Genomic DNA, 26,983 nt, shown 5'->3' on the forward strand with positions numbered 1-26,983 from the left:
CGCGCGTCACGCACCAGAGCATCAGGCGAAAGGCGATCCGCTCATGACCCCGGTACCCGACGGCAACGAACTCCTCCCGCTGGCGGACCCGGTGGAACCCGTGAGCGGGTTCGCCGAGCGGGTCGGGGCGCTGGCGCGCAACGTCCTGCGCCTCGAAGACGGGACCGACCCGGGCGCCGCCGCCGCTGCCGCGGGGGACGCGCGGTGGCTCGCAGACGCGCTCGCGGGCGACGCCCCGTCCGCCGCCCGCCTCGCGGCCCTGCTCGCGTCGGTCACGGGCGACGTGCGCGACGCCCGCGTCGGTTGCGACCCCGGGCTGGCCGAAGCGCTGCTGACGGCGTCCGACGCGCTCGCGGGCGCCCCGGAAGACCGGGACCGCGCGCTCGCGGCACTTCAGGACGCGCGGGCGCGCGCGCCCGCGCCGCGGCCGGCGGTTACGAGCGCAGGGTGGCCGAACCCGGGCGGGCCGGTCGCCGCGGACGCGCTCGCGCAGTTCACGGCAGAGGCACTCGAGAGCCTGAGCGAGGCCGAAGCCGCGCTCCTCGATCTGGAAACGGGGACCGACCCGGCGGACGCGGTGCGCCGCCTGTTCCGCGCCGTTCACAGCATCAAGGGCACCGCCGACTACCTCGGGCTGGCGCAGATCCGCGCGCTGAGCCACAAGCTGGAAAACGTTCTGGAACTGGCCCGCAGCGGGGGCGCGGCGCTGGACGCGCCCGCGGCCGAGCTGGTGCTGCAAGGGGTCGACCACCTCAAGGCGATGGTCGCGGCCCTCACCCCCGCGGGCGAGGTGGCACGGGACATGAATGCGTTCGCCGCCGCGCTCGACGCACAGAGCGCCAGGGGCGCCACGGAGCCGGCCCCCGGCGCGCCACTGGACGCGCTCGCGGAAGAGCTGAAGGCCGCAGCCAACGGCTCGCGGGAGGGCCTCGCGCGGGTCCGCGCGGCGGCCGCGGCGCTCCCGGCCGAGCCCGCGGGCGAACTGCTGGCGCTCCTCGACCACCTGTCCGCGGCCCGCGAACGGCTGGTCGCGGCGTTCGAACCAGACGAACCGGAACCGGTTTTGGTAGCCCCCCCACCGCAACAGCAACCCGCGGCGGCACCGCCGCCCGCGGCGAACTTGGTGCCGAAGGCCGCGCCCCCCGATCCGGCGGCCGGGGCCAACAAGGCCGCGCCCGCCGCCAAAACCATGCGCGTCGACCAGCGCAAGCTGGACGAGTACGTGAACCTCGCGGGCGAACTGGTGATCGCACGCAACGCGCTCGTCCACGCGCACCGGTGCTTCCAAACCGACCGGGCGGCGCGCGCCGTTCTGAAGGACGCGATCGACAAGGTGTGCCGGATCGTCGGCGACGTGCAGAACAACGCGATGGCGATGCGCATGGTGCCCGTCGGGACGATCTTTCAGCGGTTCCCGCGCCTCGTCCGCGACGTGGCCAAAAGCCTCGCGAAGCAGATCGAGTTGAGGCTCGAGGGCGAAGACACCGAACTCGATAAGCAGGTGGCCGAAGCGCTCAGCGACCCGCTGGTTCACCTCGTCAGGAACGCGGCCGACCACGGGATCGAGGCGCCCGACCGCCGCGCCGCGGCGGGCAAACCGGTCGCGGGCACGGTCACCCTCCGCGCGGGCCGCGAGGGGAACGCCATCGTCATCGACGTGCAGGACGACGGCGGCGGGATCGACCCCGAGCGCGTGAAGGCGAAAGCCGTCGCGATGGGCGTGCTCACGGCGGACCAGGCCGCGGCCCTGTCGCGCGAGCAGGCGCTGCAACTGATCTTCGCCCCGGGGCTGAGTACGGCCGCGGTGGTCAGCGACCTGTCCGGGCGGGGCGTCGGCATGGACGTGGTGAAGAGCAACATCGCGGCCCTGGGCGGCGCGGTCACGGTGCATTCGCAACCCGGCGCGGGCACGCGCGTCCGGCTCACGCTGCCGCTGACCCTCGCGGTCACGACCGTGGTGCTGGTCGAGTCCGGCGGAACGCTGTTCGGCGTTCCGATCGATGCGGTTCAGGAAACGCTGAAGGTCGAGCCGGACGGGTTCCGGCAGCTCCGCGGCGTCCGGGCGGTGTCGTTGCGCGGCGCGGTTACGCCGGTGAAGTCGCTCGCGGCCCTGATCGGCCTCGACGCGCCCGAAGCCGCCGGCCCCCGGGACCGCGTGCCGGTCGTGGTACTGAACGTGGCGGGGGCGCGGTTCGGGGTCGCGGTGGACTCGTTCCGCGGGCAGCAGGAAATCGTGCTGAAGCCGGTCCCGCCGCTGCTGGGGCACCTCGAAGGGGTGGGCGGGGCGACAATCATGGGCGACGGGGGCGTCGTTCTGATCCTCGACCCGATGGGGCTGTACCGCCTCGCGCTCGATGACCGTGACGGCCCCGGGCACCACACCCGGGCTCTGACGTCTGCGCTCAGCTCGTTGGAAGCGGTCGGTCACTGAGCACCTGCACTCAGAGACGGGCAAACTCGGCCCGCCGCGAGCCGCACGCTCCTCCATACCGCCCCCCAGGCGGCTTGGAGGAGCGGCGGCCCGTGTACTCCGCAAAGAAGACCATCTCAGCACCTCGTCGAGCGCCTTGCATCACCCGCGACGGCCGGCGGCCAGCACGGCCACGGTCGGGGGTCGAACGGTGAACGTGGTACTGGCCCCAGGTTCCCCTCTTCACCCCGTTGACCGCCCCGTACATGACCGCCAGTCCGAGCCCGTTCCCTTACCTCCCCACGCCGCACCCAACGGCCTCATGAGCCGCGAGCGTTCACACCCAATACCGCAAGCGGAGCGGTAGCCGGCCCGCACAACCGGCACAATCAGAGTTTCGCGTCTCGACTTACCCAAGCAGAGAAAGCGTGGCTACCGCGGCAGCGTGAAAAGACCGTGTTAAGCGGCCGAAGGACTCGACCAACACGATTATGTGTAATAACTTGCACCTCAGCTTGCGCAACTTGCCGATTTCCCTCAATCGCACGGCGTGAGCGGCCCGACAAACACACCCAAACGCAGCACCACGAGACGGCACCATGTTGCATCGCATTTTCGGACGCCGTTACAAGGATGTTCTCATGGACCTCGACCGTCTGCCCTCACGCCAGCCGCGCACCGCGCGGCTCGGGTGCGAGGTGCTCGAACAGCGAGACAACCCGGCCGCGTTCTACGTCGTGCCGGGCGTTGAGGGCTCGACCACCGCGCTCGACTTCAGTTGGGTCGGACGGGACTCGGCGTTCTTCAGCGAAATCGGTGTGTACGAGGTCGACGACGCGAACGGCACGGTCGACGGGGTGTCACCACTCGACCCGAACTACGCGGCGACGGTACTGGCGAACGTTACTCCCGTGTTCACCCGCGGACAAACCAAAGGTGCGCGGAACTCCGAGAGCTTTGCCGCCGGCACCGTACTCGGCTTTTACATGGTGCAGAACAGCACCCTCGCCACGGCGCGGGCGTTCAACCCGGCCAACCTCGCGATCAACGGCCCGGTCGTGTTCTTCTCGTTCTTCGGCGGCCCCGACCTGACGGACCACGCCCAAGCCTCGTACCAGGGTAACCAGGCTGTCGTGCGGTTCGAGGACGGGCTGCGCGGCGGGGACCGCGACTTCAACGACGCCGTAATCAAGGTGCAACCGCTGACCCAGAACCTGGTTCCGGGCGGCACCGGGCAGGTGACCCCGACCGCGTTCCGGCTGAACCGCCGCGACCCCGGAACCGGCGAGATCGGGGTGTACCAGTTCGACGACGCGATCGGCACGGTGGACGGGGTGCGTCCGGGCGACGCGGGGTACGCTGCGGCGGTGGCCCGGAGCGCGAAGCGCACGGTGCTGTTCTCGCCGCTCACCGGCGCAGGCGCCGTAGCCGGCGCCAACCTGCCCGCCAGCGGCAACTACGGCTTCTACATGATCCGCGGGATCACCGCCGAGCAGTTCCTCCAGGTGAACCCGACCAACCACACCGGTTTCAACCTGCCGGTGATGTTCTTCTCGCAATCGAACGCCAACCCGGACAGCACGGTCCACGTCCGGCAGAGCCCGAACACCCTGCACTTCGAGGACGGGCTCAACGGCGGGGACCAGGACTTCAACGACGCGGTCGTGTCGTTCGTGTACGGCACCCCGTTCAGCCTCCCCGTCCCGCCGGCCAGCCCGCCCCCGCCGGCAAGCCCGCCCCCGCCCCCGCCGCCGCCCCCGCCCGAAGCGGCCGCCCCGACGGTCACCGCGGCGCTGACAACCGACACAGCCGACCCGACCCGACCGGCTACGGCAACCGACGGCGTGACCGCCACGCTGGGCGTGACCGGGAGCGCCACCGATACCGACGGGGTCGCGACCCTGGAGGCCCGGCTCGGCACCACCGGGGCGTTTACCAACATCACGTCGGCCCTCGCCAACGGCACGTACACGATCAGCGCGACGCTGTTCCAGACGCTCAACGGCGGCGTCGCCCTGCCGGACGGGACCTACGCGGTGCAGGTGCGGGCGACCGACGCGCAGGGCAACACGTCGGCCCCGACGACGCTCACGTTCACGCTGGCCCGGTCGGTGACCACAAACCTGCTGTTGGACGCGGCGACTGACACCGGCTTCCAGGGCGATTTCCGCACGGAAACGCAGACCGTCACGCTCCGCGGGACGACCCGGGCCGGGGCGACCGTGGTGCTCGAGCGGCAGACCCCGGCGGCGAGTCCGACCGGCGCCCCGGTGCGCACGCAGATCACCTCGACCACCGCCGACCCCAACGGGACGTACACGTTCAACCTTACCGGGACCGACGCGCTCAATGTGGGGCCGAACGGGTACCGCGTGCGCGTCACCGACGGGGCGGGTAACACCGCCAGCGCGGCGGCCACAATCACCCTCAACCAGGCGCCGCTGGCCCTCAACCCGACCGCGACCCCGGTCGCCGGCACGGTCGGTGGCAACCAGACGCTCGACCTGAACACGTTCTTCACCGACGCGGACACCAACCAGTACGCGCGGATCACCACTAACCTGCCCGGTAACCCGGTCATTACGGTGCAGTTGTTCAACGGGGCCACCCCGACCCACGTGGCGAACTTCCTGGCCTACGCGAACGCGAACGCCTACGACAGTTCGTTCATCCACCGCACAGATTCGTCGCCGGCAGTTGTCCAGGGCGGCGGGTTCGAGTTCCGCCCACCGACGACCGCCACCATCACCAACGCGACGTGGGCCGCCGGGGTTGCCACCGTCACCACCGCCACCGCTCACAACCTGAAGGACGGGCAGACGGTGACCGTCGCGGGGGTGAACATCACCGGGTACAACGGCACGTACACGGTGGCCGTGGTGGACGCGACCACGTTCCGGTATACGCTGGCCGCGGACCCGGTCGGTACCGGCAACACCGGGACCAGCACCGGCGCGAACTTTGCCGTCGTCGGCGGGCTGCTCGACATCACCAACGCGACCTGGGCCGCCGGGGTCGCCACCATCACCACCGGCACCGCACACAACCTGAGCGTGGGGCAGGTGGTCTCGATCAACGGGGCACTGAGCACCGGCACCGGCACCGGGTTCAACGACGGGGGCACGATCTACACCGTCACCAGCGTGATCGACCCGACGACCTTCACGTACGCGCTCGCCACGAACCCTGGGACTTACGTGGGCGGCGGGAGCGTGGCGGCGGGCGTAACCAACGAGCCGTGGCTGCCCAACAGCACGGGCACGCTCGCGCTGGCCAAGCGCGGCGGCAACGTCAGCAGCGGCACCAACCAGTTCTACTTCAACACGGGGGACAACTCGAACGGCGGAGCGGCCCTGGACGATCAAGGGTTCACGGTGTTCGGCCAGGTGGTCGGCAACGGGCAGGCGACGCTCGACGCGATCGCGGCGCTGACGCAGAAGGACTTCTCGGCCGCCAACGGCGCCTTCGGGAGCGTGCCGGTGCAGAACGGGGCGGTCAACTCGCTACCGAACGCCACCGCCAACGATCTGGTGCGGTTCACCGACATCTCCGTGGTCACGAACCCGCTCACGTACAGCGCGGTCAGCTCGGACACGGGCGTGGTAACGGCGACGGTGACCAACAACAACATGACGCTCAACTTCGTCGGCTCGGGCACCGCAACGGTCACCGCGACCGCGACGGACCCGGACGGCGCAACGGTGACGTACCAGTTCACCGTGACCGTCCCGTAACGGCGTGCGGGTGAGCGCACGAACGCGTGCGGGCCGGGAGACGGATGCCTCCCGGCCCGCACGCCTCTCCGAACGGTAGCCGAGCCCGACGCGCCGCTCAGCGCTTTGGGAGGTCGGGGATCGAGCAGCCGACGGCTTCGGTGCGGGCGTTCAGCACCGGCTTTCCGTCGAGAACCGCGGTCAGCGCGTCACGCAGGTCGTGCGTTTTCGGGGCCGGGCGTTTCTTACCAAGGCCGGCATAGAGATCGTTGATGCGCCCGCGGTACGCGACCGTCCCGTCGGGCAGCAGCACCACCGCTTCGGGCGTCCGGGTCGCCCCCGTCGCAGCAACCAGTTCGTGCTTCGTGTCGATGAGCACCGGCACCGTGAGACCGAACTCCTTTGCGTGCCGACGCGCGTCCTCGACGGTCAGTCCCGCATCAACCTGGACCGCATAAAACTGCACACCGCGGGCGGCAAAGTCCTTCGCGATGGCCGCGATCTCGGGCGAGTAGCCGTTCGCGATCGGGCAGTCCGTCGTGGTAAAGAGGAACACATTAGCTTTAGCGTCACCGACAGTAAGGGGCGTGTGTGACTTGCCATCAATGTCGCGGAGGCTCAGCGGCGGCTTCACGGGCGCGGCGTCCTTCTTGGGCGCGCCGAGTCCGCGCCCGAGAACCGCGGGATCGATGCCGACGCGCTTCAGCTCGCCCTCAATGTCCATCCCGCCAAGCTTGGCCTTGAGCACCGTCTGGCGGGTGTGCGCGAGGAGCGCGTTGCGGAGCGTGCCCGTCTCGTCCTCGTTGGCCGCGAGCGTGCGGAACGTGATCGCCCCCATCTCGTCGTAGGACGCCTCGCCCCACCGCACCCGCACCGGCGGGGTGCTCGGGTTCCGCGGGTTGTTGGCCGAGTTGTCCCAGGTGAGTTCCGCGGTAACCACGGTGCCCTTCGGCAACCGCACGTAGTCCTTGTAGAAGTAGGTGCCCTGCCAGTTGAAGTCCCAATCGCGGATGGAGTACAGGCTCTTCGTCTCGCCGTTCGGGAGCTTGGCGGTGGCCTTCATCGTCTTGCCGATGTAGTGGGCGTGGCTACCCACCCCGACCAAGTCCACGTCCACCGGCAGCGTGAACGAGTCCGTGACCTTGAAATCCGCCTTCCCAGCAGGAATGTCGATCCCCGAGAACAGCCCGAACACCGGCGGCAGTTGGAGCCCCACGAGGGTCCGTTGGGGAGCCTTAGAGGCGAAGTACAGCCCGACCTCGATCACCTCCTCCTCCTTCTTGCCGGAGAGGTGGAAGTGCGTTTGCAGCACGAGGTCCGAGCCCTTCTTAAGCGGCAGCGCGAGCCCGTCCGGGAGGTGCGCCGGGATGCCGCCGACGGCCCACCCGCCGAGCGAACCGGTGGGGCGGAACGTCATCCCCGGGAACCCGGGCTGACCGGTCTTCGGTGCGAGCTGCTGCGCCCGCCCGCTGTCGTCGGTGAAGTAAAGGATGTGGTGCAGTACGACCGGCGCGGTGGCCCGAAACTCGACCGCGGTGACCCACTTGTCTTCCGAGAGGTCGAGCGGCAGTACGAAGTTCTGGTAGATGTCCGCCCCCTCGGCGGGCACGACGAACGGCCGGTCCATCTTCACCACGAGGTCGGGCTTGCCGAGCTGCCAGCCCTCGGGAAACTTGGGCAGCGCGGGGGTCTTACTCGGGTCACCCTCGGGCGCGCCGTCATTGACCCAGTTCGCAAACAATTTGATCTGGTCGTCGGACAGCCGGCGCGCGTCGCGGAACTCGCCGTGCCCCTTTTCGGGCTGCCACGGCGGCATGTACCGGTCTTCCATCGTCCGGAGCATGGTCTTCGCGTGCTTCTGCGTGTCTTTGTAGTTGAGCAGCGAGAAGGGCGCGACCTGTCCGGGGCGGTGGCAGCCCGTGCAGTTCTGGAACACGAGCGGGGCGATGTGTTCGCTGAACGTGGGCTTCGCGGGCACGTCGGCCGCGGGCGCCACGAGCGGCGCAAGCGCGAGCACGACCGGAACGAGTAACCACTTCCGCATCGGAATCTCCGAGAAGGTCAGGCGCAGGAGCGCCGCACGCTATTCTAACCCGCCGGGCGAGGGGCCGTTACATTACGCGGCGCAACAGGTCACCACCGTAAGTTTCATCTTGGTGAAATGGGGCATATGCTATTCCGGTGCTCCGCCGTCGCAATTGGCGCATCGGGCATTGGGAGTTGCTTCGATGCATCCCAAATGCCTGTTGGGTGCGTTCGCCGCCGTTCCCGATCCACGAGAACAACAAGGGCCGGTCCTTTCTTTTTGCTCCCATCCTCGCTCTGCTGGTCGTCGGCATTCTCTTTGGGGCGACGTTCGCCCGTGTTGTCGTCCAACTCGCCGACGATTACGGTAGCGACTTCGCCTTGCTCCTGGAGTTCCCGCGACATGGCAGATCAAAAATCGCCTATACAACTTTCTTAACATGACGTGGGGCGTGGATGCGTGCCAGGGGCGCCGCGGTTCCCCACCGCAGGCGTTCGCCGCGCTACGCAACGTGGGCACTCATCTGCTCGCACACGTCGAAGCCGACAACCACGCGCGAGCCACACGATGTTTGCCCCCTCGATTACACGAGGCGATCAACCTCCTCGCTTCACCGCTGTGAAACTTTGAATAGCGCTGGTGGGAAATCGGGCCGCCGTTTTTGTTCGGCTTGCTGCAGACCCCTGGCGCGGTAGAATCACCTTTGAGTCAGCCGTCCTTGAAAACGGTTATCGTGTACGCGAACTCGGACGTTGCAATTACCCGCGAGCGGCTGTTATAAAATCGGGTACCAAACGCGAGAGTTGACAAGACAGCCGTGGGATGTAGGCTAAAGTAAGAGAAGTGATTTGCATCCGTAGCTCAACTGGATAGAGCATCGGTCTTCGGAACCGAGGGTTAGAGGTTCAAATCCTCTCGGGTGTACTGACAGATACCTATCGCTGGTAAGCCCTTGCGGTCTGCCCCTCTGGGTCGGAGTGCGGCGTATCCTTCCGAGTCATTCAGGTAGAACTACCTGAACCCGGCACGGATGCCAATCATCGTGCCCACCAAGAAACTAATTCCGGATCTCAATTTCTTTGCATCCACTGGCTATGAACGCGTCACTCCGTACAGCGGCGATCGGGCCAAAGGCGCATGCTCCGGCTGGTCCGCCTACTAGAATTTCGTGAGCGGAAGAATACGCACCGAGAGCCCGCGCATGACCGTGTGCCTGAAGCAAATCGTAAGCAAAACCGCGGTGTCGATCGACACGGCCGGACACAAGGTGCGAGTCAGCCAGAGGCGTTGATGCCCACCGGTTGAGTGGTGTGTGGGCCGCTCGAACGTGACTGGCGCCCGCGCGGGTTGGGTGTTGCGCCCCCGGGTGCCGCAACGAGCGGTGCGTGGTATCGGCGGCGCCCGCCCTGGCCGATCAGTTGAGCGAGTACGCCGCATCCCACCTCGGGCGAGGGGACGGCGGCCGGCATTCGGCCGGGGTGGCCGCCCTGCGCCTCGTGACCGTTTCGGCCAAGCGGTCGGTGACCGTGGCCATGATTTGGCCAGCATCAGCAGGGCGTCGCCGGTGAGCGACACGCCCTCCCGTACAGTTCACGTGTACTGGCCCGTTCGGGTCGGCACGGAGGGCGCGGGAGAGGACGGCCTGTAGCTCGGGCGCCTCCACACGCCCGCTGAGCACGAGCACGGCCCGAGTAGGTTCCGACATGCAAGCGCGCTCCGATGTGTCGGGAGCAAAAGACAGCGGCACCGAACTCTGGCCCCGCTTGCGTTCAGAACGCACTGAACCCGTCCCCGCCCCCGTTCCCGTTGGTGCTCCGCTTGAGCGCCTTGGCCACCGCCGGCCGCGGCTTCGGCCCCGCCGCCCGCACCGCCGGAGCCGCGTTCCCGTGCCGCAGCTTGAACCGGCTGACGAGGTCGCGGAGCTGCCCGGCCTGGTCGGTCAGCGCCTGCGCGGTGGCGCTCATCTCCTCCGTCTGCGACGCGTTCCGCTGAGTCACGCTGTCCATCTGGCTGACCGCCTTGTTCACCTGCTCGATGCCGCTCGACTGCTCCTTGCTGGCCGCTGCCATCTCGGTGACGATGTCGGTGACCCGCTTCACGCTGGTCACGATCTCGGCGAGGGTGTCGCCCGACTTGTTGACGAGTTCGGTGCCCGCCTCCACCTTCTTCACGCTGTCGTTGATCAGCCCCTTGATCTCCTTCGCCGCCGTCGCGCTCCGCTGGGCCAGGTTCCGCACCTCGGTGGCGACGACGGCGAACCCGCGCCCCTGCTCACCCGCACGGGCCGCCTCCACCGCCGCGTTCAGGGCGAGCAGGTTGGTCTGGAATGCGATCTCGTCGATGGTGGTGATGATGTCGGCGATCTTCTTGCTGGACGCGTTGATCTCGCTCATGGCCTCGACGGCGCCGCTCACCACGGCGCCGCCCCGCTCGGCCACCTCCTTGGACCCGCTGGCCAACTGCCGGGCCTGCTGGGCGTTGTCCGCGCTCTGCTTCACTGTGGCGGTGATCTCCTGCAGCGAACTGGCCGTCTCCTCCAGGCTGCTGGCCTGCTCCTGGGCTCCGGACGAGATCTCCTCGCTGGCACTGGACAACTGGCTGCTCGCGTCGGCCAACTGCTCGGCCACCTCGCGCACCCCCTCCAGCGCGGCCCGCATGCTGCGCACCGCCTGGTTCAGCTCGGCCGACATTTGGCCCACATCGTCGCTACCCAGGTCCGGGATCGAGACCGTGAAATCGCCCGCCGCTAGCGCCGTCACACAGGTCCGGATTTCGCCCACCTTGCGCTGCAGTTCGATCGACTCGCTTCGCGCGCACTCTTCCATCGACTTCTCGGCGGTCACATCGGAGGCGAACTCCACCACCTTGTACGGCTTGCCTGTGACGGAATCGAGGATCGGGTTGTACGCCGCCCGGAGCCACACCTCCTTGCCCCCCTTGCGAACCCGCTTGAAGTCGTTGCTGACGAACTCCCCACGGCCCAGCTTCGCCCAGAACTCCCGGTACTCGGGGGCCGTCGCGTGGCTCGGGGCGACGAACATTCGGTGGTGCTGCCCGCGGATCTCGTCCAGCCGGTAGCCCATCGTACTCAGGAAGTTCTCGTTGGCCGTCAGGACCGTGCCGTCGAGGCCGAACTCGATCACCGCCTGCACCCGACTGACCGCGAGCAGTTGCCCCACGTAGTCGTCGTTCCGCTCCCGCTGCTTGCCAATCTGGGGCCAGTCCACGCGGGTCTGCCCCAGGGCCGTGCGGATGCCCCCGACGGTGGCGTTCACGGCCGCTCCCAGCCTCCCCACCTCGTCGCCCGACGCCACCTCTACCGCGACGCCCAAGTCCCCGCGTGCGACCGACTCGAGCGTCTCGACCGTGCGGCCGAGCGGTCCGGTGATCATGCGCGCCAGCCCCAGCCCGATGAGCATGCTCAGCGCCGCCGCGCCCACGGTGCCCCCGACCAGTGTGCTCTGGGCCGCTTGGGCGCTGTCGTTGCCCGTGCTGTTGACGTCGCTGGCCACCTCGGTCACCGTCTTGACCAGTTCGTCGATGCTCGCTGTGACCGCGTCGAATTTTAGCCCGGCTTGCTGCACCCTCCGGTCCACCTCGCGGCGGCACTCGGCACGCTCGGCGTCGGTGCCCGCCCGGACAAGCGCACGAGTCGCATGGATCGTTTCCTCGGCGGCTGCGAAGTACTCGCGTACGGCGGCGCGCACCTTCTCCAAGTCCTTCCGCTCATCCCGCCCGCTCCGGGACACGCGCAACACGGTTGCGGCGTAGGCGTCGAGGCCGCTCGTGACCGCCTCGCGGATCGAGGGCTGGGGCGCAAGCGCCTGGTTCAGTCGGGCCTCGTCCCTCGCGCCGGTGGCGGCGACCACGTTGTTGCGAAAGCGAGCCAGGTTGACCGCCGATTTGGCCAGGTCGGTGCCGGCGACCGTGTAGTCCGCGTACAGCACGCGCATCCCCTCGCGGGAACTCGCGAGGCCGCGGTACGCGATCCCGCCGCTGGCCGCGACGAGTACGCAGACGATGGCGAACCCCAATAGCAATTTGGTCATTAAGGTGCGGTTGCGAAACCAGCTCATCGGAGTAGAACCTCGAGCGGAGACGTGGGAGAGATCAGGCTTGACGAGTTGCAAACGTGATGTGGGGCTCGTTGCCGGCAATGGCCACGGGGAGGCCCCTATCGACCTTATCGAACCATCAGCCCATAAGTTTGCCCGTCACCTGACCTGAACGTCCTCCATTACCCATCGGGACACAGAGGGGGTATCCGGACGCGGAACGGTGTCGTGGATCGGCTGCGGATCAGAATTGCTACGAGATGTGAATAGGACTTACGCAGTTGCGCTGGCGCAGGATTTGCGCATGGTGTGTTGTTGGTCTATGATCGGGCCATGAACGCACCACGTGCGAGCGCCGAGGACTACATCCAATTCCTGATCGCCACCCCCAAGGTGGCGTCGGCCGCGGAAGCCGCGCGAGCCCAACCGGACCATCCGACGGCGCCCGCGCATGATGCGTTCACCCGACTGCTGCACCGGCTGGAACCGGACCCAGCGGCGTTGTGGGACGAAGCCCGGTCGTCGGTCCGCCCGGGCGGTGCCGTGGTGCTCGACGACTCGGTGCTGGACAAGCCGTTCGCCCGGCACATGGGGCTGGTGCGCCGGTGCTGGTCCGGGCGGCACCGCCGGGTGGTGAGCGGGATCGGGCTGGTGACCCTGCTGTGGACCGACGGGGCCGCCCTGGTACCGTGTGATTACCGGCTCGCCGACCCGGCCCGAGCCGAGACCAAGAACGACCACTTCCGAGCCATGCTGGCGGTCGCCAAGGGACGGGACCTGTCGCCCCGGGTGGTACTGTTCGACACCTGGTACTCGGGCAAGGACAACCTGAAGGCGGTGCGGGCCCTGGGGTGGCACTTCCTGACCCGGGTGCGGAGCAACCGGCGGGTGAACCCGGATCGCACGGGCAATCGGGCCATCGAGGGGTGCCCGATCGGGGCCGCCGGTACGGTGGTGCACCTGGAGGGGTTCGGATTGGTGAAGGCGTTCCGGATCGCCACCGGTGATGGGGGCACGGAGCATTGGATCACCAACGACCTCGACATGGACGAGGCCACTCGTGCGGTTCTGGCCGGGCACGCGTGGGGCATCGAGGAGTATCACCGGGGCCTCAAGCAGCATTGCCACGTGGACCGGTGCCAGGTGCGCATGAGCCGGGCCCAAGCGGTCCACATCGGGCTCGCGATCCGCGCGTTCCTGCGGCTCGAGTGGCACCGGCTCAAGTCCGGCGTCAGTTGGTTCGCGGCCAAGACGGCCATCGTGCGCGAAGCGGTGCGAACCTACCTCGCCGCACCTACATACCTACTTACCCAAAAGTCAACTACGTAAGTCCTAGTGAATTGTGCCGGTTGACGATGACGCTTAGCGCGAGCCGGCTGGAGGTTGCGGCGCGCCCTTTTTACCTGATCTGTGACTTGGCCGGACGTGACAGGTGGTCGATACCACGCCGGCGCCCCGGGTCGGGGTGCTGCGCCTCGGGGCCGCAACGAGCGGTGCGTGGTATCGGCGGCGCCCGCCCTGGCCGATCAGTTGAGCGAGTACGCCGCATCCCACCGCGGGCGAGGGGACGGCGGCCGGCATTCGGTCGGGGTGGCCGCCCTGCGCCTCGTGACCGTTTCGGCCAAGCGGTCGGTGACCGTGGCCATGATTTGGCCGGGGAAATCGACCAGGCGCAGCGCGACCCCGGCGGCATCACACTGCCAGCACGCCCACGCCAGCACCAGCAGGGCCTCACCGGTGAGCGATACGACGCCGCCGCAGTTCACGTATACCGGCACGTGCGGGTCGACGCAGAGGGTGCGGAGGGCGCGGGAGAGGACGGCCCGCAGTTCGTGCACCTCCACCCGCCCGCTGAGCACGAACACGGCCCGAGTGGGTTCTGACATGTGAGCACGCCCTGATTGGTGGGTGACAAGGGACCGCGGCGCCGAACTCCGGCGCCGCTCGCGTTCAGAAGTCGCTGAACCCGTCGCCGCCCATGGCGTCCAGCTCGTGCCCGCCGCCGCCCCCGTTGCCGTTGGTGCTCCGCTTGAGCGCCTTGGCCACCGCCGGCCGCGGCTTCGGCCCCGCCGCCCGCTTCGCCGGCCGCGCCGCCCGGGCGTGCCCGTCACTGCCCAGCTTGAACCGGGCGACAAGGTCGCGGAGCTGCCCGGCCTGGTCGGTCAGGGTCTGGGCGGTGGCGCTCATCTCCTCCGTCTGGCTCGCGTTCCGCTGGGTGACGGTGTCCATCTGCGACACCGCCTTGTTCACCTGCTCGATGCCGCTCGACTGCTCGCGGCTGGCGGCGGCCATCTCGGTCACGATGTCGGTGACCCGCTTCACGCTGGTCACGATCTCGGCGAGGGTGTCGCCCGACTTGTTGACGAGTTCGGTGCCCGCCTCCACCTTCTTCACGCTGTCGTTGATCAGCCCCTTGATCTCCTTCGCCGCCGTCGCGCTCCGCTGGGCCAGGTTCCGCACCTCGGTGGCCACCACCGCAAACCCGCGCCCCTGCTCACCCGCACGGGCCGCTTCCACCGCCGCGTTCAGGGCGAGCAGGTTGGTCTGGAATGCGATCTCGTCGATGGTGGTGATGATGTCGGCGATCTTCTTGCTGGACGCGTTGATCTCGCTCATGGCCTCGACAGCGCCGCTCACCACGGCGCCGCCCCGCTCGGCCACCTCCTTGGACCCGCTGGCCAACTGCCGGGCCTGCTGGGCGTTGTCCGCGCTCTGCTTCACTGTGGCGGTGATCTCCTGCAGCGAACTGGCCGTCTCCTCCAGGCTGCTGGCCTGCTCCTGGGCACCGGACGAGATCTCCTCGCTGGCGCTGGACAACTGGCCGCTCGCGTCGGCCAACTGCTCGGACACCTCGCGCACGCCCTCCATCGCCGTCCGCACGCTGAGCACCGCCTCGTTCAGCGACCGCCCCATCTGCCCCATGTCGTCGGTCCCCAGGTCCGGCACCGTGGCGGTGAAGTCGCCCGCCGCCAGCGCCCGGATGGTGTCCTGGATGGTGCTCGCCTTGCGCCGCAAATCGGCCGCCGCGACCGCCTCCCGCTCCTGCCGCTCCCGCTCCACCGCGGCCTCCCGCTCCATCCGCTCCCGCTCGGCCGCGGCCTCCCGATCGGCTCGCTCCTTGTCCCGCACCACTGCCGCCCGCTCGGCCTCCTTGGCCGCGGTCAGGCCGTCGATGGCCACGTTCAGCGCGGTCCCCAGTTGTGCCATCTCGTCCTCCGACTTCACTTCCACCTTGCGGCTCAGGTCCCCCCTCGTCACGCCCTCGAGCACGGATATGGTCGCGGTGAGCGGGCGCACCACCGACGCGGTCAGCAGCAGCCCCAGCCCGACCGCGGCCAGCACCGCCCCGATGCTCACCGCCCACATGGTCCGCCGGCCCTGGTCGAACACCTCGTTGGCCTTGGCGTTCTCCTCCTTGCTGATCGCCTGCTGCCCGTCCAGCACCGCCACCAGTGCGGCGTTCATCTCGCGCATGACCGGGTTTTCGCGGGACAGCGCCTTCTCGGCCTTATCGAACTCGCGGCGGTCGATCAGCGCACAGATCTCGTCGCTGAGCCGCTTCCACTCGGCGAACTTCGACTCGAAAGCCTTCCACAGGACCGCCTCCTTGTCCGTCATCGGCAGGGCGGTGTACGCCTTGGCCTCGTCGTCGGCCACCCGCCGCCCCTGCTCGCACGATGCCCTGGCCGTGCTCAGATTCGCCTCGTCGCCGCACTTGCCGAACAGGATGGCGCTCCGCTCGGCCCGCTGGACCGTCACGAGGCTGATACCCATTTTGCCCAGCGACAGGGCCGAGGGGACCAGATTGGTGTTGGCGTTAACCTGGCACTCGCGGACCCCGCCGAGTGCCTCCATGGATTGGTAAGCCAGGAAGGCACAGGCCCCGGCGATGACCAGGAACCCGCCCACCAGGCGCGGCCCCAGGCGCATCTTCGACAGTGCCGCGAGCATTGAGTCGATCATGGGTTATTTCTCCTGCCAATTGTGTGGCACACAATTCCCTTCCCCTCGCGAATGCCGGGGGAGGCGGCAACATCGCCACACGTCAGGCATTCCCTTACAGTATCGTGGCATATTTTTTGAAATGTGTCATCTCGGAGAATAAATCGAATGCAAGAATATATAATTGATTAGGGTATAAATGTGCTCTGGATTAAAAAACATGGCGGGCGCATCCGTTACGTGATTAAACGAAAGCAGGGCCGGCTCACCACCGGAGCCGTCTTGGCTGAAACTGAGGTGCCGTCTGTTCGAGCGATCGCGCCGCAGCGATCAGGCGCGGCTGGTCGTACCGCTCGGAAGGGGGGAAGCGCTTTGTAGCCGAGTGCTCTCGGCGAGCTTCAGGCCCCCAATTGGATCGGGGTTTCATTTCCCTGACATGTCGGGCGGCGGCGCGCGTACGTGGTGTGCTCGGTGGGAACGAGAACCGCTCTCGGGGCGCTTCTCGTTCGATCGGCCGGCTCGGCTCGTGGGGCACTCGCGTTCAGAAGTCGCTGAACCCGTCGCCGCCCATGGCGTCCAGTTCGTGCCCGCCGCCGCTGCCGGTGGCGCTCCGCTTGAGTGCCTTGGCCACCGCCGGCCGCGGCTTCGGCCCCGCCGCCCGCTTCGTCGGCCGCACCGCACCGCCCGAGCCGCCGCCCAGTTTGAACCGGGCGACGAGGTCGCGGAGCTGCCCGGCCTGGTCGGTCAGCGCCTGCGCGGTGGCACTCATCTCCTCGGTCTGCGACGCGTTCCGCTCGACTGCTCGCGGCTGGCGGCGGCCATCTCGGTCACGATGTCGGTGACCCGCTTCACGCTGGTCACGATCTCGGCGAGGGTGTCGCCCGACTTGTTGACGAGTTCGGTGCCCGCCTCCACCTTCTTCACGCTGTCGTTGATCAGCCCCTTGATCTCCTTCGCCGCCGTCGCGCTCCGCTGGGCCAGGTTCCGCACCTCGGTGGCCACCACCGCAAACCCGCGCCCCTGCTCACCCGCACGGGCCGCTTCCACCGCCGCGTTCAGGGCGAGCAGGTTGGTCTGGAATGCGATCTCGTCGATGGTGGTGATGATGTCGGCGATCTTCTTGCTGGACGCGTTGATCTCGCTCATGGCCTCGACAGCGCCGCTCACCACGGCGCCGCCCCGCTCGGCCACCTCCTTGGACCCGCTGGCCAACTGCCGGGCCTGCTGGGCGTTGTCCGCGCTCTGCTTCACTGTGGCGGTGATCTCCTGCAGCGAACTGGCCGTCTCCTCCAGGCTGCTGGCCTGCTCCTGGGCACCGGACGAGATCTCCTCGCTGGCGCTGGACAACTGGCCGCTCGCGTCGGCCAACTGCTCGGACACCTCGCGCACGCCCTCCATCGCCGTCCGCACGCTGAGCACCGCCTCGTTCAGCGACCGCCCCATCTGCCCCATGTCGTCGGTCCCCAGGTCCGGCACCGTGGCGGTGAAGTCGCCCGCCGCCAGCGCCCGGATGGTGTCCTGGATGGTGCTCGCCTTGCGCCGCAAATCGGCCGCCGCGACCGCCTCCCGCTCCTGCCGCTCCCGCTCCACCGCGGCCTCCCGCTCCATCCGCTCCCGCTCGGCCGCGGCCTCCCGATCGGCTCGCTCCCTGTCCCGCTCGGCCTGCTCGCGTTCGGCCTCCTTGGCGGCCCGGATCGACTCGGTGGCCGTGTTCAGTGCGGCCGCCAGGCGCCCGAGTTCGTCCCGGGTATCGATCTCGGCCCGCTGGGACAGGTCGCCCTTCGCGGTGCGTTCCAGCACCTCGACACAGCGGTTCAGCGGCAGGGTGATCATGCGCGCGATCATCAAGCCCAAGGCCACCCCGCCGATACAGCCGACGATCGTCAGCGTCATCATCGTTTGGCGCGCGGACCGGTACGTTTCGACGTTTTGACCTGCATGGCGGCGACCAGCTTGCCGGCCCCGCTGATACTGGTTTCCAGTACCGCGAGCGCCTCGTCGATCTTACCCGCCTCGGCCAAATCGTTCGCCTGCCCGAGGCGGGTGACCCACTCCGGAAGATGGTCCCGGGTTTCGGCCAGCTTCTGCTTGGCCTCGGGCGTCACGAAGTACTGGTCCAGTTGGCCGGCCTGGGTCTGCACGTCACGCAGGTACTGACGCGTCTGGGCGGCCTTCTCGCGGCGGTCCTCGGGGCGCTTGGCGAGGAGGGTCATGCGCACCCCGCGCCCGGCCAGCGCGACCTGGGTGCTCAACTCGTCTGCGGCGTGCAGCCCCTTGAGGTGCTTCTCGTACAGCAACTCGGTGTTCCCTGCCATCTCCTTCATCGCGGAGGTCGCCGTCACACTCACGATCGCCGTCAGCAGGGCCAGCGCGGCGAAGCCGCTGATGAGCTTCGTCATCGTGCCGAGGTTCTGGAACCACTTCACGGACAACTCCTATGTGCGAACGGGGAGGCTTGGGTCGAGTGCGATTGATACGGCGAGCCGGACCCGCTCGCCGCTCGGCGCGCGGGTGACAACGTTTCCCTGTGTCAGGGCGTTTCCTTACAGTATCGTGAGGCTTCTTCGAAATGTGCTATCGAAGTCAAAAGTTGAATGAAAGAGAGTGCAAGTGTTATGGGTGTAAATGTGTCATGGATTGAAAATTGTAACGGCAACCTGCGATGCGTGATTAAAACGAGGACGGGACCGGCTCACTACCCCGCTAGCTTATCGGCTTGACAGTTGGTGCGGCGTGACGAAGCGGGCCGGCGATTAAAGTGAGTCGGTGCTGGGGGCCGACGCGGCTATACGGCGGGGCGCTTGAACACGAGCAGGATCACGTCCTGTTGCGCTTCAAGGTTGTGGTACAGGGTCGTGGAAACCAGTTCCCACCCGTCGGCGCCGAGCTGGTTGAGGGCGGTTTCGAGGTCGCCCGCGCCGGACTCGTCGCCCAGCCCGCTGGTGATGAACTGGGCGGTCGTGTACTGCCACTTCATAGGACTGATGTTCGGCGTTCGGTATCGGGTGTTTGAAGCCGTGCGTCCCACCGGGCCGCGGCCCGGACGGGCGAAATGCAACGCATGTGACACCAGACACCGAGTGTGATTACTCGACCGGGTACAGCATCTTACCGCAGCTCCCGCAGGTCCGGAACGTGCCCTGGGTGAGTTCCAGGAACTGTCCCTCGGTGATGCTGAGCCGGCACCCCTGGCACACGCGGGCCTTGGCCGCGGCGAATGCGTCCGCCCCCTTCACCTTGACGATCGAGTCGTAGGTCTTTTTGACGTTCGGGGGGAGCGTTGCTTCGATCTTTGCCAGCTCTGCGGTACACGCGATCTGGTCCGCCTTCATCCCTGCGATCCGCTCCGCGGCCTCGAGCTGGAGCTGCTTGAAGTCGGCCTGAGCCTGTGCCCAGGCCTGCTCGACGGCGGGGACCGCGGCGGTCTTCTCTTCGAGTTCGGTGATGGTCGCGAGGATCGCGTCTTCGAGTTCGCCCTTCTTGGTGCGGGCCATCTCGATCTCGTGCTGCTTCGCGGTGTACTCCTTCTGGACCGTCAGCCCGGGCAGTTGCTCCTCGATTTTGGTGAGCCGGGCCTCGGTCTGTTTGAGCGCCCCCTCGTCCTCGCGCTGCTTGAGCTTCAGCTTGGTGATGCCGTCGTGGTGGTCCTTGTGGGCCTGGCGCGCGGCGTCGAGGTCGTCCTGGTAGCCCTTGAGGACGCGCGGCCCGCGGTCGATCTCGGCCTGGAGGTTGCGAAGGTGAACGCGGAGCCGGTGGCACTCACGTAGCGCGGAAGTAACGGACGACATGCGAATCCCCTTTAGGGGCATTGTATGGCCGGGCGGGCAACGAGCTTGTGTCGGAGGGTTACGCCGCGCCGAGCCGCCGCGCGACTTGGTCGATCTCGCGCTTGAGGTGCGCGAGGGAGGCGGCCTGCCCCGGCGTGTTCAGCGATTCGGTAGCCTGCTCGACCAGCGTTCGCAGTTCGGCGCACAGATGAGCGAGTTGGGCTTCTGCGCTCGCGTGTGGCCCGCTCGCCGAGGCCCGTACATCTGGAGACAGCACCACGTCGCCGCTCTCCAATCCGCGGAGCAGTTCCGCGGCGAGTGACTCGGGGGTCACACGGCGCCCGAATACGCCCATTGTGGTTTCTCCTCGTTCCCGGCCCCCGCGACCTCGCGGAGCATCTCGAGCATCTCGGCCGGAGTTTTCGCTTTCGCCAGCGCCATTTCGTACATGCGCGTTCGTATCAGGTCGCGACGAACGCCGTCCGCGTAGCGCAGGGCCGGCCAGAACAGCCCGGTGAACAAGCTCCCGTCGAGTGCCAGCAGACCGGACTCGCGCACCACCCCGACGATGAGAACGATGGACCCCAATGCGATGAAGAAGAGAACCAGCGCGTAACACAGCCGTTCCCACCGCCGACCTTCGCCGATCGCTTGATCGATTACCTCTTGCACGGATCGACGGGGCACCTTTGCCACGGCCGCCCTCGAAACATTGTAACAGGAGCCCGGCGCCCCGAAACGCGAGCGGGGGCATTCGCCCCCGCGTACAGGCTAGGGGCATTGTAGAGCGGCAGAGGCCGAAGAGTATTCACCGCAGAGGGCACGAGAGGGCGCAGAGGAAGACCGAGAGAGCGTGAGGATGGCTCTGCTCTCTCGGTCCTCTGCGCCCTCTCGTGCCCTCTGCGGTAAATACCCCTTAATTCCCTCACGTCTTGACGTTTTTCAGCCCGTCGAGGAAGCCTTCGAGCTGGCGGCTGCGCACCGGGTGCTGGAGCTTGCGGACGGCCTTCGCCTCGATCTGCCGCACCCGCTCGCGGGTCACCTTGAAGATGCGGCCCACCTCTTCCAGCGTGTAGGTGTAGCCGTCGCCGAGGCCGTACCGCAGCTTGATGATCTCGCGCTCGCGGTACGTGAGCGTCTTCAGCACGCCCTCGATCTTGTCCTTGAGCATCTCGTTGGTCGCGGCGTTCACCGGGCTCTCGACGGAGTTGTCCTCGATGAAGTCGCCGAAGTACGAGTCCTCGCTCTCGCCCACCGGCCGGTCCAGGGAGATCGGCTGGCGGCTGATCTTCAGGACCCGCTTGCACTCCTCGTAGGAGATCTTCGCGGCGTCCGCCGTCTCCTGCACCGTCGGCTCGCGCCCCAGCTCTTGAAGCAACTGCTTCGAGACGTTGCGGAGCTTCGACATCGTCTCGATCATGTGGACGGGGATGCGGATCGTCCGCGCCTGGTCCGCGATGGCCCGGGTGATGGCCTGCCGGATCCACCACGTCGCGTAGGTGCTGAACTTGAACCCGCGGCGGTGCTCGTACTTGTCCACCGCCCGCATCAGGCCGGTGTTCCCCTCCTGGATCAGGTCGAGGAAGGAGAGCCCGCGGTTGCGGTACTTCTTGGCGATCGAGACCACCAGCCGCAGGTTGCCGCCGGAGAGGTCGCGCTTGGCCTGCTCGTACTCGGCGAACCGCTGTTTCATGATGCCGACCCGGCGGCGCAGGCTGGCGGGCTCTTCGAGCGTGATGAGCATCAGGTCCTGGAGCTCTTTCTCCAGGTTGGCCCGCTCCTCCTTCGCGGTGCGGTTGCCGCTCAGGGTTTCGATCTCGGCCTCCAGCTCGTCCATGCGCTGGGAGATCTGCTCCAGCTTCTTCATGAGCGGCTGGACCTTCTGGGTCCGGATCGACAGCTCTTCGACCAGCGTGACGGTCTTGCGGCGGCGCAGGCGCAGGCGCTCGCGGATCGTCTCCCGCTCGTCGCCCGGGGTGCGCTCGTCGCTGAGCCGCTGGAAGTCCTCGACGTTGCCCTCCATCAGCGGCTCGAGGGTCCGCAGGTTGTGCGGCATCCGCTGGAGGATCTTGTCCTTTTCGAGGTTCTCGGTCTGGGACACCTTGATGGTGCGGTCGAACGGGAGGTCGCCGGAGTGGACCCGCTTGAGGGTCTCGACCACCTGCCGCATGGCGTAGTCGCACTCCAGCACCTTGCGGCGGAACCGGCGGCGGGTCAGCTCGATCTTCATCGCGAGCGACACCTCCTGCTTCCGGTTCAGGAGCTCGATCTGCCCCATCTGCGTGAGGTACATGCGGACCGGGTCGTCGATGTGCCGGCCGTCGCCGTCGGAGTCCTCGTAGCTCGGGGCCTCGGGGTCCGCGACGGCGGCGTCGGCCGCGACCGGGGCGTCGGCGACGGCCTCGCCGTCGTCCTCGTCGATGACGCTGATGCCGTTGGCGTCGAGGATCTCGAGCACGTGCTCGAGCCGGTCGGACTCGGGGACGCCGTCGCGGCCTTCGGGCAGGGCGGTGTTCACCTCGTCGTAGGTGAGCGACCCGACCTGCTTGCCACGCTCGACCAGCGCCTTGAGAACCTCGTCGTTCTTCCAGTCCATCCGAACCCCTCCCACTGGTCGTCCGCTCGGGGCCGTCTTGGCCGTTGCGGCGGGTGGTTCTCAACTCGTGTGCGAAACCCAGATGTCTCGTTTCGTGCGGCGGTCAGGCCGCCGGCGCGTCCGGCTGCGGGCCGCCCGCGTTGTCGCCCCGCTTGGGCGGCCGCTGCTGCGTCTGCTGGATGCGCCGCAGCAGCTCGATCGCCTCGTCGTCGCTCGCGCCGGCGAGCTGCTCTTTGGCCCGGCGGGCCTCGGCCTCGGCCTTCATCTCCGCGAACCGCTTGAGCAGCCGGGCCAGCCACTGCTCGCGGTCCTGCATCTGCTGGCCGACGAACTGGAGCTTCTGGGACACCTCGAACAGGTCCTCGCGGTCGGCGAGCCGCTCGCGGAGGCTTTCGAGGTCGGGCACGCCGCCCGCCGCATGCACCCCGTACAGCTCGGAGAGGATGCGCCGCAGCCCGGTGTGCGTGATCTCGTCGGGCGCCAGCCGGGCCGCCGCGACCGGCACCAGCAGCGGGTCGCTGAGCAGCAGCTCGACCAACTGGCGCTCGGCCGCCACCGCCGGGCCGGCCTTCGACGCGCCGCGGGGCCGCTCGGTCGTCGGCAGGACCGCGTCGGGGCGAACTGTGACCGTCGGGCGGCCGCCGTCGCGGTGCCCCTCCTGTTCCTTCTGCTGCGCCTCGCGCTGCTTCTGCTCGTGGTCCTTGCGCAGCTCGCCGAACCGCACCCACATCGTTTCCTGCTTGAAGCCGAGCCGGTGGGCGATCCGGGTGACGATCAGCTCCCGCTTCATCTGGGCCGCGGCCCCGGGCATCGGGGGGGCGGACGCCATGACGCCCAGGATGTCGTCGGCGATCCGCCGCTTGGTCTCGACCGACGGGTTCGGGTCCCGCTCGAGCAGCTTGTTCAATTTAAAATCTAACGCGTCCGCGGCGGATGTCAGTACCTCTTTAAATGTTTCGGTCCCGCCGGGCTTCACCAGCAGGTCGCACGGGTCCAGCCCGTCGGGCAGGGTGGCGACCGCGAGTTCGACGTCCTGCGAGACGAACATCTCGAGCGCGCGGTCCACGCCCGCGAACCCGCCGGCGTCGGCGTCGTACAGCAGCACCACCTTCGGCGCGTAGCGGCTGAGCTGTGCGACGTGCTGGGGGTTGAGCGCGGTGCCCATCGTGGCGACCACCTGCGGCACGCCGCACTGGTGGGCCATCATCACGTCCGTGTAGCCCTCCACGACCGCGAGGTAGCCGGCGTTGGCGTGGCGGGCGAGGTCCAGCCCGTAGAGCAGCTCCTTCTTGTGGAACAGCGGCGTTTCCGCCGAGTTGTAGTACTTCGGTCCGCGGGCGGCCAACGGGTTGTTCGGCATGATCCGGCCGCCGAACCCGACCACCTGCCCGCGCACGTCCTTGATCGGGAACATGACCCGGTCGCGGAACCGGTCGTAGTACCCGCGCTGGCCGTCGCGGGCCGCGAGCAGCCCGACCTCGACGAGCGTGTCGGTCGGGACCCCTTCGGCGAGGGCCAGTTTCACGAGCCAGTCGCCGTTGATGGGGGCGAAGCCGATGCCGAAGTCGCGGGTGGTCTTGCCCGAGAGCTTCCGCGCCCCCATGTACTTGCGGGCCTCTTCGCCCAGGTCGCCTTCGAGGTACTGGTAGGCGTACTTGGCCTGCGCCCAGCGCATCACCTCCAGCAGCCGGGTGCGGTGGTGGTCCTGCGGCGACTGTTGCTCGTCGAGCTTGATTCCGGCCTTCGCCGCGAGTATGGCCCGGGCCTCACGGAACCCGACCTTCTCGTGGTTCTGGACGAACGCGAACACGTCCCCCTGGGCGCCGCACGACCAGCACTTGTACCGCTGGCGGTGCGGGTCGATGTCGAGCGACGGGCGGGTGTCGTTGTGGAACGGGCAGACGGCTTTGAAGATCTTGCCGGCCGGAACGATGTTGATGTACGAGCCGACGACAGCGACAATGTCGCTGGCGGCCTTGATCTGTTTGGTTAGCTCCACCGGGTCGGACGGCACGTTTCACCTGCGGATAACCGGCCTGTCGTTCGCTCGATCCCGACACCGCTGTGCTGCCCAGGGCGGTTGCGGCGATGCGCGTGAACCCCGGCGGAAGGTCGCCGGGGGGTCGTGAATCGGGGGAGAAACGGGATTCCGGAGTCGTTACTGGGTCCGCGGTCGGTCGGCCTTGGCGATTGTCGAGTTTGCCCTTCGACCCCGTGCTGGTGGAGCTGGCGAACCGGCGTCAGGGGGCTAACTCGCGTACGGAGTTAAACGCTTGCCGGATGAATCGCCGTGGGTGGGGTGGGGACGCTCGATTGGTGCCGTGGCTCTGTTCTCCTCTGAGCCTTTAAGGTCGGTGCATCAATCCGTTGATGCTTTGCGAATTATACCCGCTTGGGGGGGGGCGTCAAGGCAACCTCCGTTCCGACCGCCGCACCCCGCAAACTTAACCCATAACCCGGTCACCGGCGGCTCCGACAAAACGGAATCTCCCACCAAGTTGCCCGCACCGCCGGCGCCTGATGCGCCCGCGCCGCCACCCGCACGACCGGCCCCGCGGGAGCGCCCGCTACGCCAACTCGGGCGCGCGATTTTGGAGTGATTGGGTAGACCGTGCGTGCGTCACGGACGGGCGTGCGGGGTTGTAGTTCTGGTGCCGACTCAGTGACGCCATTCGTGCTGAAAATCTCTGGCGGAACGCGGCACGGACGTGCGTCACCAAATTGCGATGGAGAGGCCAAAGACGGTTTTGACAGGATTGACAGGATGAACGAGATTTCAAATCGATCTGTTTTGATCCCGCTCGTCCTGCCGATTCTGTCAAAACCGTCTTGATGACCACGAGACGGGTGCGGGCCGGAACGAAGCCACGACCATCCGCCATACCGCCACCCGCACCCTTTAGACGGGTGGGCCGACGCGAGGCGAGCCGTCGTTGCCTTTCTCGTTGCCTCCGCGCCGCGGCCGGCTTACACTCAGCCTCACCACGACCTCGCGCACGGGGGCGCACCGCCCCGATTCCCCTTCCGCCTCTCCGGAGAACTCTGAGTTATGGCCCGCAACTTCAACCGTCGTCAGGTGCTCGGCGCCGGCGCCGCCGCTCTCGGCTACCTGTACCTCGCGCCCGCGGTTTCGGCCGCCCGCGTCTACCGCGCCAACGAGAAGCTCCGCGTCGCGGGCATCGGCGTCGGCGGCAAGGGCTCCAGCGACATCGATCAGGCCGGCAACCTGATGGACGTCATCGCGCTCTGCGACATCAACGACGGCAACCTGGCCGCGAAGGCCAAGAAGTGGCCGGAGGCCAAGACGTTCGCCGACTACCGCAAGCTGTACGACGACGCGGCGCTGCTGAAGAGCATCGACGCGGTCGTGGTCAGCACCGCGGACCACTCCCACGCCCAGGCCAGCATCCTGGCCATGCGGGCCGGCAAGCACGTCTACTGTCAGAAGCCGCTGACGCACGACGTGTACGAGGCGCACCTGATGCGGACCGAGGCCGCCAAGGCCAAGGTCTGCACCCAGATGGGGAACCAGGGCACCGCGGCCAACGGGCTGCGCCGCGCCGCCGAACTGCTCCGCGCCGGCGAACTCGGCGACGTGACCGCGGTCCACGTGTGGACCAACCGCCCGGCGGGCTACTGGAAGCAGGCGCCGGACGTGAGCGACGCCAAGCCGCCCGCCAAGGGGAGCGTGCCCAAGGGGATCCACTGGGACGAGTTCCTCGGCGTGGCCCCGGACCGCGAGTTCGCCAACGGCATCCACGGGTTCGCGTGGCGCGGGTTCTGGGACTACGGCACCGGGGCCATCGGCGACATGGCCTGCCACACCGCCAACATGGCGTTCATGGGGCTGCGGCTGGCGCACCCGACGAAGGTGTCGGCCACGGCCGGCGACGTGAACCCGCTCACCTGCCCGAGCTGGGCGAACGTGGTCATCGAGTTCCCGAAGCGCGGGGACCTGGCGCCGGTCACGCTGAACTGGTACGAGGGCAAGAAGGACGGGAAGAAGGTCCTGCCGCCCGACGAACTGGTCGCGAAGGCGCTGGAGATCTCGGGCGCCAAGAAGCTCGTGGACAGCGGGTCCATCATCGTCGGCACGAAGGGCTTCGCGTACTCGCCCGACGACTACGGCGCGAACGTGTTCTTCAGCACCGGGAAGAAGACCGGGAACGACACCAAGCCGGAAACGCTGCCGGTGAACAACAAGGGCGACCAGGGGCAGAAGGACGAGTGGGTCGCGGCGATCAAGGCCGGGAAGCCGGAGATGGCGCTGGCCAACTTCGATTACGGCGGGCTGCTGACCGCCGCGTTCCTGCTCGGGAACGTCGCCATCCGCACCGGCAAGTCGTTCAACTTCGACGGCGAGAAGTGCGCCGCCGACATCAAGGAAGCCGCCCCGCTGATCCGCCGCACCTACCGCAAGGGCTGGGACCTGATCGGCTACAACGCGTGAGCTGAGAAAGAGCGTTCACCGTAG

15 protein-coding genes, 1 tRNA gene and 1 pseudogene are annotated in these 26,983 nt (G+C 67.8%); 5 read left to right on the plus strand and 12 right to left on the minus strand.

Annotation, left to right across the window (positions count from 1 at the left end):
• Window positions 1-43 precede the first annotated feature (43 nt).
• Together GobsT_RS28485 and GobsT_RS28490 are read left to right on the plus strand one after the other, a co-directional pair.
• On the plus strand, window positions 44-2,431 hold the full coding sequence (locus tag GobsT_RS28485; RefSeq protein ID WP_010041957.1) for a chemotaxis protein CheA: 2,388 nt from the start codon (window positions 44-46) through the stop codon (window positions 2,429-2,431).
• A gap of 620 nt (window positions 2,432-3,051) precedes the next feature.
• A complete protein-coding gene (locus GobsT_RS28490; RefSeq protein WP_162542124.1) occupies window positions 3,052-6,144 on the plus strand; it encodes a DUF4114 domain-containing protein in 3,093 nt (1,030 codons plus the stop codon).
• Window positions 6,145-6,241: 97 nt separating this feature from the next.
• Here the strand turns inward: GobsT_RS28490 and GobsT_RS28495 are convergent, their stop codons facing one another.
• Window positions 6,242-8,167, minus strand: a complete 1,926-nt coding sequence (locus tag GobsT_RS28495) for a redoxin domain-containing protein (protein WP_010041949.1) — start codon at window positions 8,165-8,167, stop codon at window positions 6,242-6,244.
• Window positions 8,168-8,999: 832 nt separating this feature from the next.
• Here GobsT_RS28495 and GobsT_RS28500 point away from each other — a divergent pair.
• Window positions 9,000-9,073: transfer RNA gene (locus tag GobsT_RS28500), tRNA-Arg, on the plus strand.
• A gap of 845 nt (window positions 9,074-9,918) precedes the next feature.
• Here GobsT_RS28500 and GobsT_RS28505 read toward each other — a convergent pair.
• A complete protein-coding gene (locus tag GobsT_RS28505; protein WP_010041943.1) occupies window positions 9,919-12,225 on the minus strand; it encodes a methyl-accepting chemotaxis protein in 2,307 nt (768 codons plus the stop codon).
• 312 nt (window positions 12,226-12,537) lie between these two features.
• Between GobsT_RS28505 and GobsT_RS28510 the strand changes: the two genes are divergently transcribed.
• Window positions 12,538-13,533, plus strand: a complete 996-nt coding sequence (locus GobsT_RS28510; protein ID WP_010033997.1) for an IS701 family transposase — start codon at window positions 12,538-12,540, stop codon at window positions 13,531-13,533.
• Between the two features lie 197 nt (window positions 13,534-13,730).
• On the opposite strand, the gene GobsT_RS28515 is transcribed toward GobsT_RS28510, so the two are convergent.
• The 10 genes and pseudogenes from GobsT_RS28515 to dnaG all read right to left on the minus strand — a co-directional run bounded on the left by GobsT_RS28515 (window position 13,731) and on the right by dnaG (window position 24,523).
• The gene (locus GobsT_RS28515; RefSeq protein ID WP_029600978.1) at window positions 13,731-14,090 is read right to left on the minus strand and encodes a hypothetical protein; all 360 of its coding nucleotides are present in this window, start codon (window positions 14,088-14,090) and stop codon (window positions 13,731-13,733) included.
• A gap of 64 nt (window positions 14,091-14,154) precedes the next feature.
• Window positions 14,155-16,167 (minus strand): methyl-accepting chemotaxis protein, encoded by a 2,013-nt coding sequence (locus tag GobsT_RS28520; RefSeq protein WP_010041939.1) that lies wholly within the window; start codon window positions 16,165-16,167, stop codon window positions 14,155-14,157.
• 520 nt (window positions 16,168-16,687) lie between these two features.
• Window positions 16,688-18,069: pseudogene (locus tag GobsT_RS28525) on the minus strand (methyl-accepting chemotaxis protein); the annotation flags it as partial.
• Window positions 18,039-18,545, minus strand: a complete 507-nt coding sequence (locus GobsT_RS28530; RefSeq protein ID WP_232068500.1) for an MCP four helix bundle domain-containing protein — start codon at window positions 18,543-18,545, stop codon at window positions 18,039-18,041. The pseudogene GobsT_RS28525 and the gene GobsT_RS28530, both read right to left, overlap by 31 nt.
• A gap of 386 nt (window positions 18,546-18,931) precedes the next feature.
• The gene (locus GobsT_RS28535) at window positions 18,932-19,123 is read right to left on the minus strand and encodes a DUF4177 domain-containing protein (protein ID WP_010041933.1); all 192 of its coding nucleotides are present in this window, start codon (window positions 19,121-19,123) and stop codon (window positions 18,932-18,934) included.
• A 109-nt stretch (window positions 19,124-19,232) separates the two neighbouring features.
• On the minus strand, window positions 19,233-19,934 hold the full coding sequence (locus tag GobsT_RS28540; protein WP_010041931.1) for a zinc ribbon domain-containing protein: 702 nt from the start codon (window positions 19,932-19,934) through the stop codon (window positions 19,233-19,235).
• Between the two features lie 58 nt (window positions 19,935-19,992).
• Window positions 19,993-20,268: a hypothetical protein gene (locus GobsT_RS28545; protein ID WP_010041928.1), complete on the minus strand. Its 276-nt coding sequence runs from the start codon at window positions 20,266-20,268 to the stop codon at window positions 19,993-19,995.
• On the minus strand, window positions 20,244-20,600 hold the full coding sequence (locus tag GobsT_RS28550; protein WP_148087905.1) for a hypothetical protein: 357 nt from the start codon (window positions 20,598-20,600) through the stop codon (window positions 20,244-20,246). Before GobsT_RS28550 ends, GobsT_RS28545 begins: the two co-directional genes overlap by 25 nt.
• A gap of 238 nt (window positions 20,601-20,838) precedes the next feature.
• Window positions 20,839-22,509 (minus strand): RNA polymerase sigma factor RpoD, encoded by a 1,671-nt coding sequence (gene rpoD / locus GobsT_RS28555; protein WP_010049964.1) that lies wholly within the window; start codon window positions 22,507-22,509, stop codon window positions 20,839-20,841.
• Window positions 22,510-22,612: 103 nt separating this feature from the next.
• Window positions 22,613-24,523, minus strand: coding sequence for a DNA primase (dnaG, locus tag GobsT_RS28560; protein ID WP_010049962.1), 1,911 nt, complete (start codon window positions 24,521-24,523; stop codon window positions 22,613-22,615).
• Window positions 24,524-25,558: 1,035 nt separating this feature from the next.
• Between dnaG and GobsT_RS28565 the strand changes: the two genes are divergently transcribed.
• Window positions 25,559-26,959 (plus strand): Gfo/Idh/MocA family protein, encoded by a 1,401-nt coding sequence (locus GobsT_RS28565; RefSeq protein ID WP_010049960.1) that lies wholly within the window; start codon window positions 25,559-25,561, stop codon window positions 26,957-26,959.
• Window positions 26,960-26,983: the final 24 nt, after the last annotated feature.

The organism is Gemmata obscuriglobus (genome assembly GCF_008065095.1).
GTDB classification, from domain to species: domain Bacteria; phylum Planctomycetota; class Planctomycetia; order Gemmatales; family Gemmataceae; genus Gemmata; species Gemmata obscuriglobus.

Excerpts from the sequence above, each read along its gene's own strand:
- GobsT_RS28535 (WP_010041933.1), bottom strand. The coding sequence starts at position 19,123 with ATGAAGTGGCAGTACACGACCGCCCAGTTCATCACCAGCGGGCTGGGC.
- rpoD (WP_010049964.1), bottom strand. The coding sequence starts at position 22,509 with ATGGACTGGAAGAACGACGAGGTTCTCAAGGCGCTGGTCGAGCGTGGC.
- GobsT_RS28515 (WP_029600978.1), bottom strand. The coding sequence starts at position 14,090 with ATGTCAGAACCCACTCGGGCCGTGTTCGTGCTCAGCGGGCGGGTGGAG.
- GobsT_RS28510 (WP_010033997.1), top strand. The coding sequence starts at position 12,538 with ATGAACGCACCACGTGCGAGCGCCGAGGACTACATCCAATTCCTGATC.
- GobsT_RS28520 (WP_010041939.1), bottom strand. The coding sequence starts at position 16,167 with ATGATCGACTCAATGCTCGCGGCACTGTCGAAGATGCGCCTGGGGCCG.
- GobsT_RS28540 (WP_010041931.1), bottom strand. The coding sequence starts at position 19,934 with ATGTCGTCCGTTACTTCCGCGCTACGTGAGTGCCACCGGCTCCGCGTT.
- GobsT_RS28505 (WP_010041943.1), bottom strand. The coding sequence starts at position 12,225 with ATGAGCTGGTTTCGCAACCGCACCTTAATGACCAAATTGCTATTGGGG.
- GobsT_RS28490 (WP_162542124.1), top strand. The coding sequence starts at position 3,052 with ATGGACCTCGACCGTCTGCCCTCACGCCAGCCGCGCACCGCGCGGCTC.
- GobsT_RS28485 (WP_010041957.1), top strand. The coding sequence starts at position 44 with ATGACCCCGGTACCCGACGGCAACGAACTCCTCCCGCTGGCGGACCCG.
- GobsT_RS28545 (WP_010041928.1), bottom strand. The coding sequence starts at position 20,268 with ATGGGCGTATTCGGGCGCCGTGTGACCCCCGAGTCACTCGCCGCGGAA.
- GobsT_RS28495 (WP_010041949.1), bottom strand. The coding sequence starts at position 8,167 with ATGCGGAAGTGGTTACTCGTTCCGGTCGTGCTCGCGCTTGCGCCGCTC.
- GobsT_RS28530 (WP_232068500.1), bottom strand. The coding sequence starts at position 18,545 with ATGACGAAGCTCATCAGCGGCTTCGCCGCGCTGGCCCTGCTGACGGCG.
- GobsT_RS28565 (WP_010049960.1), top strand. The coding sequence starts at position 25,559 with ATGGCCCGCAACTTCAACCGTCGTCAGGTGCTCGGCGCCGGCGCCGCC.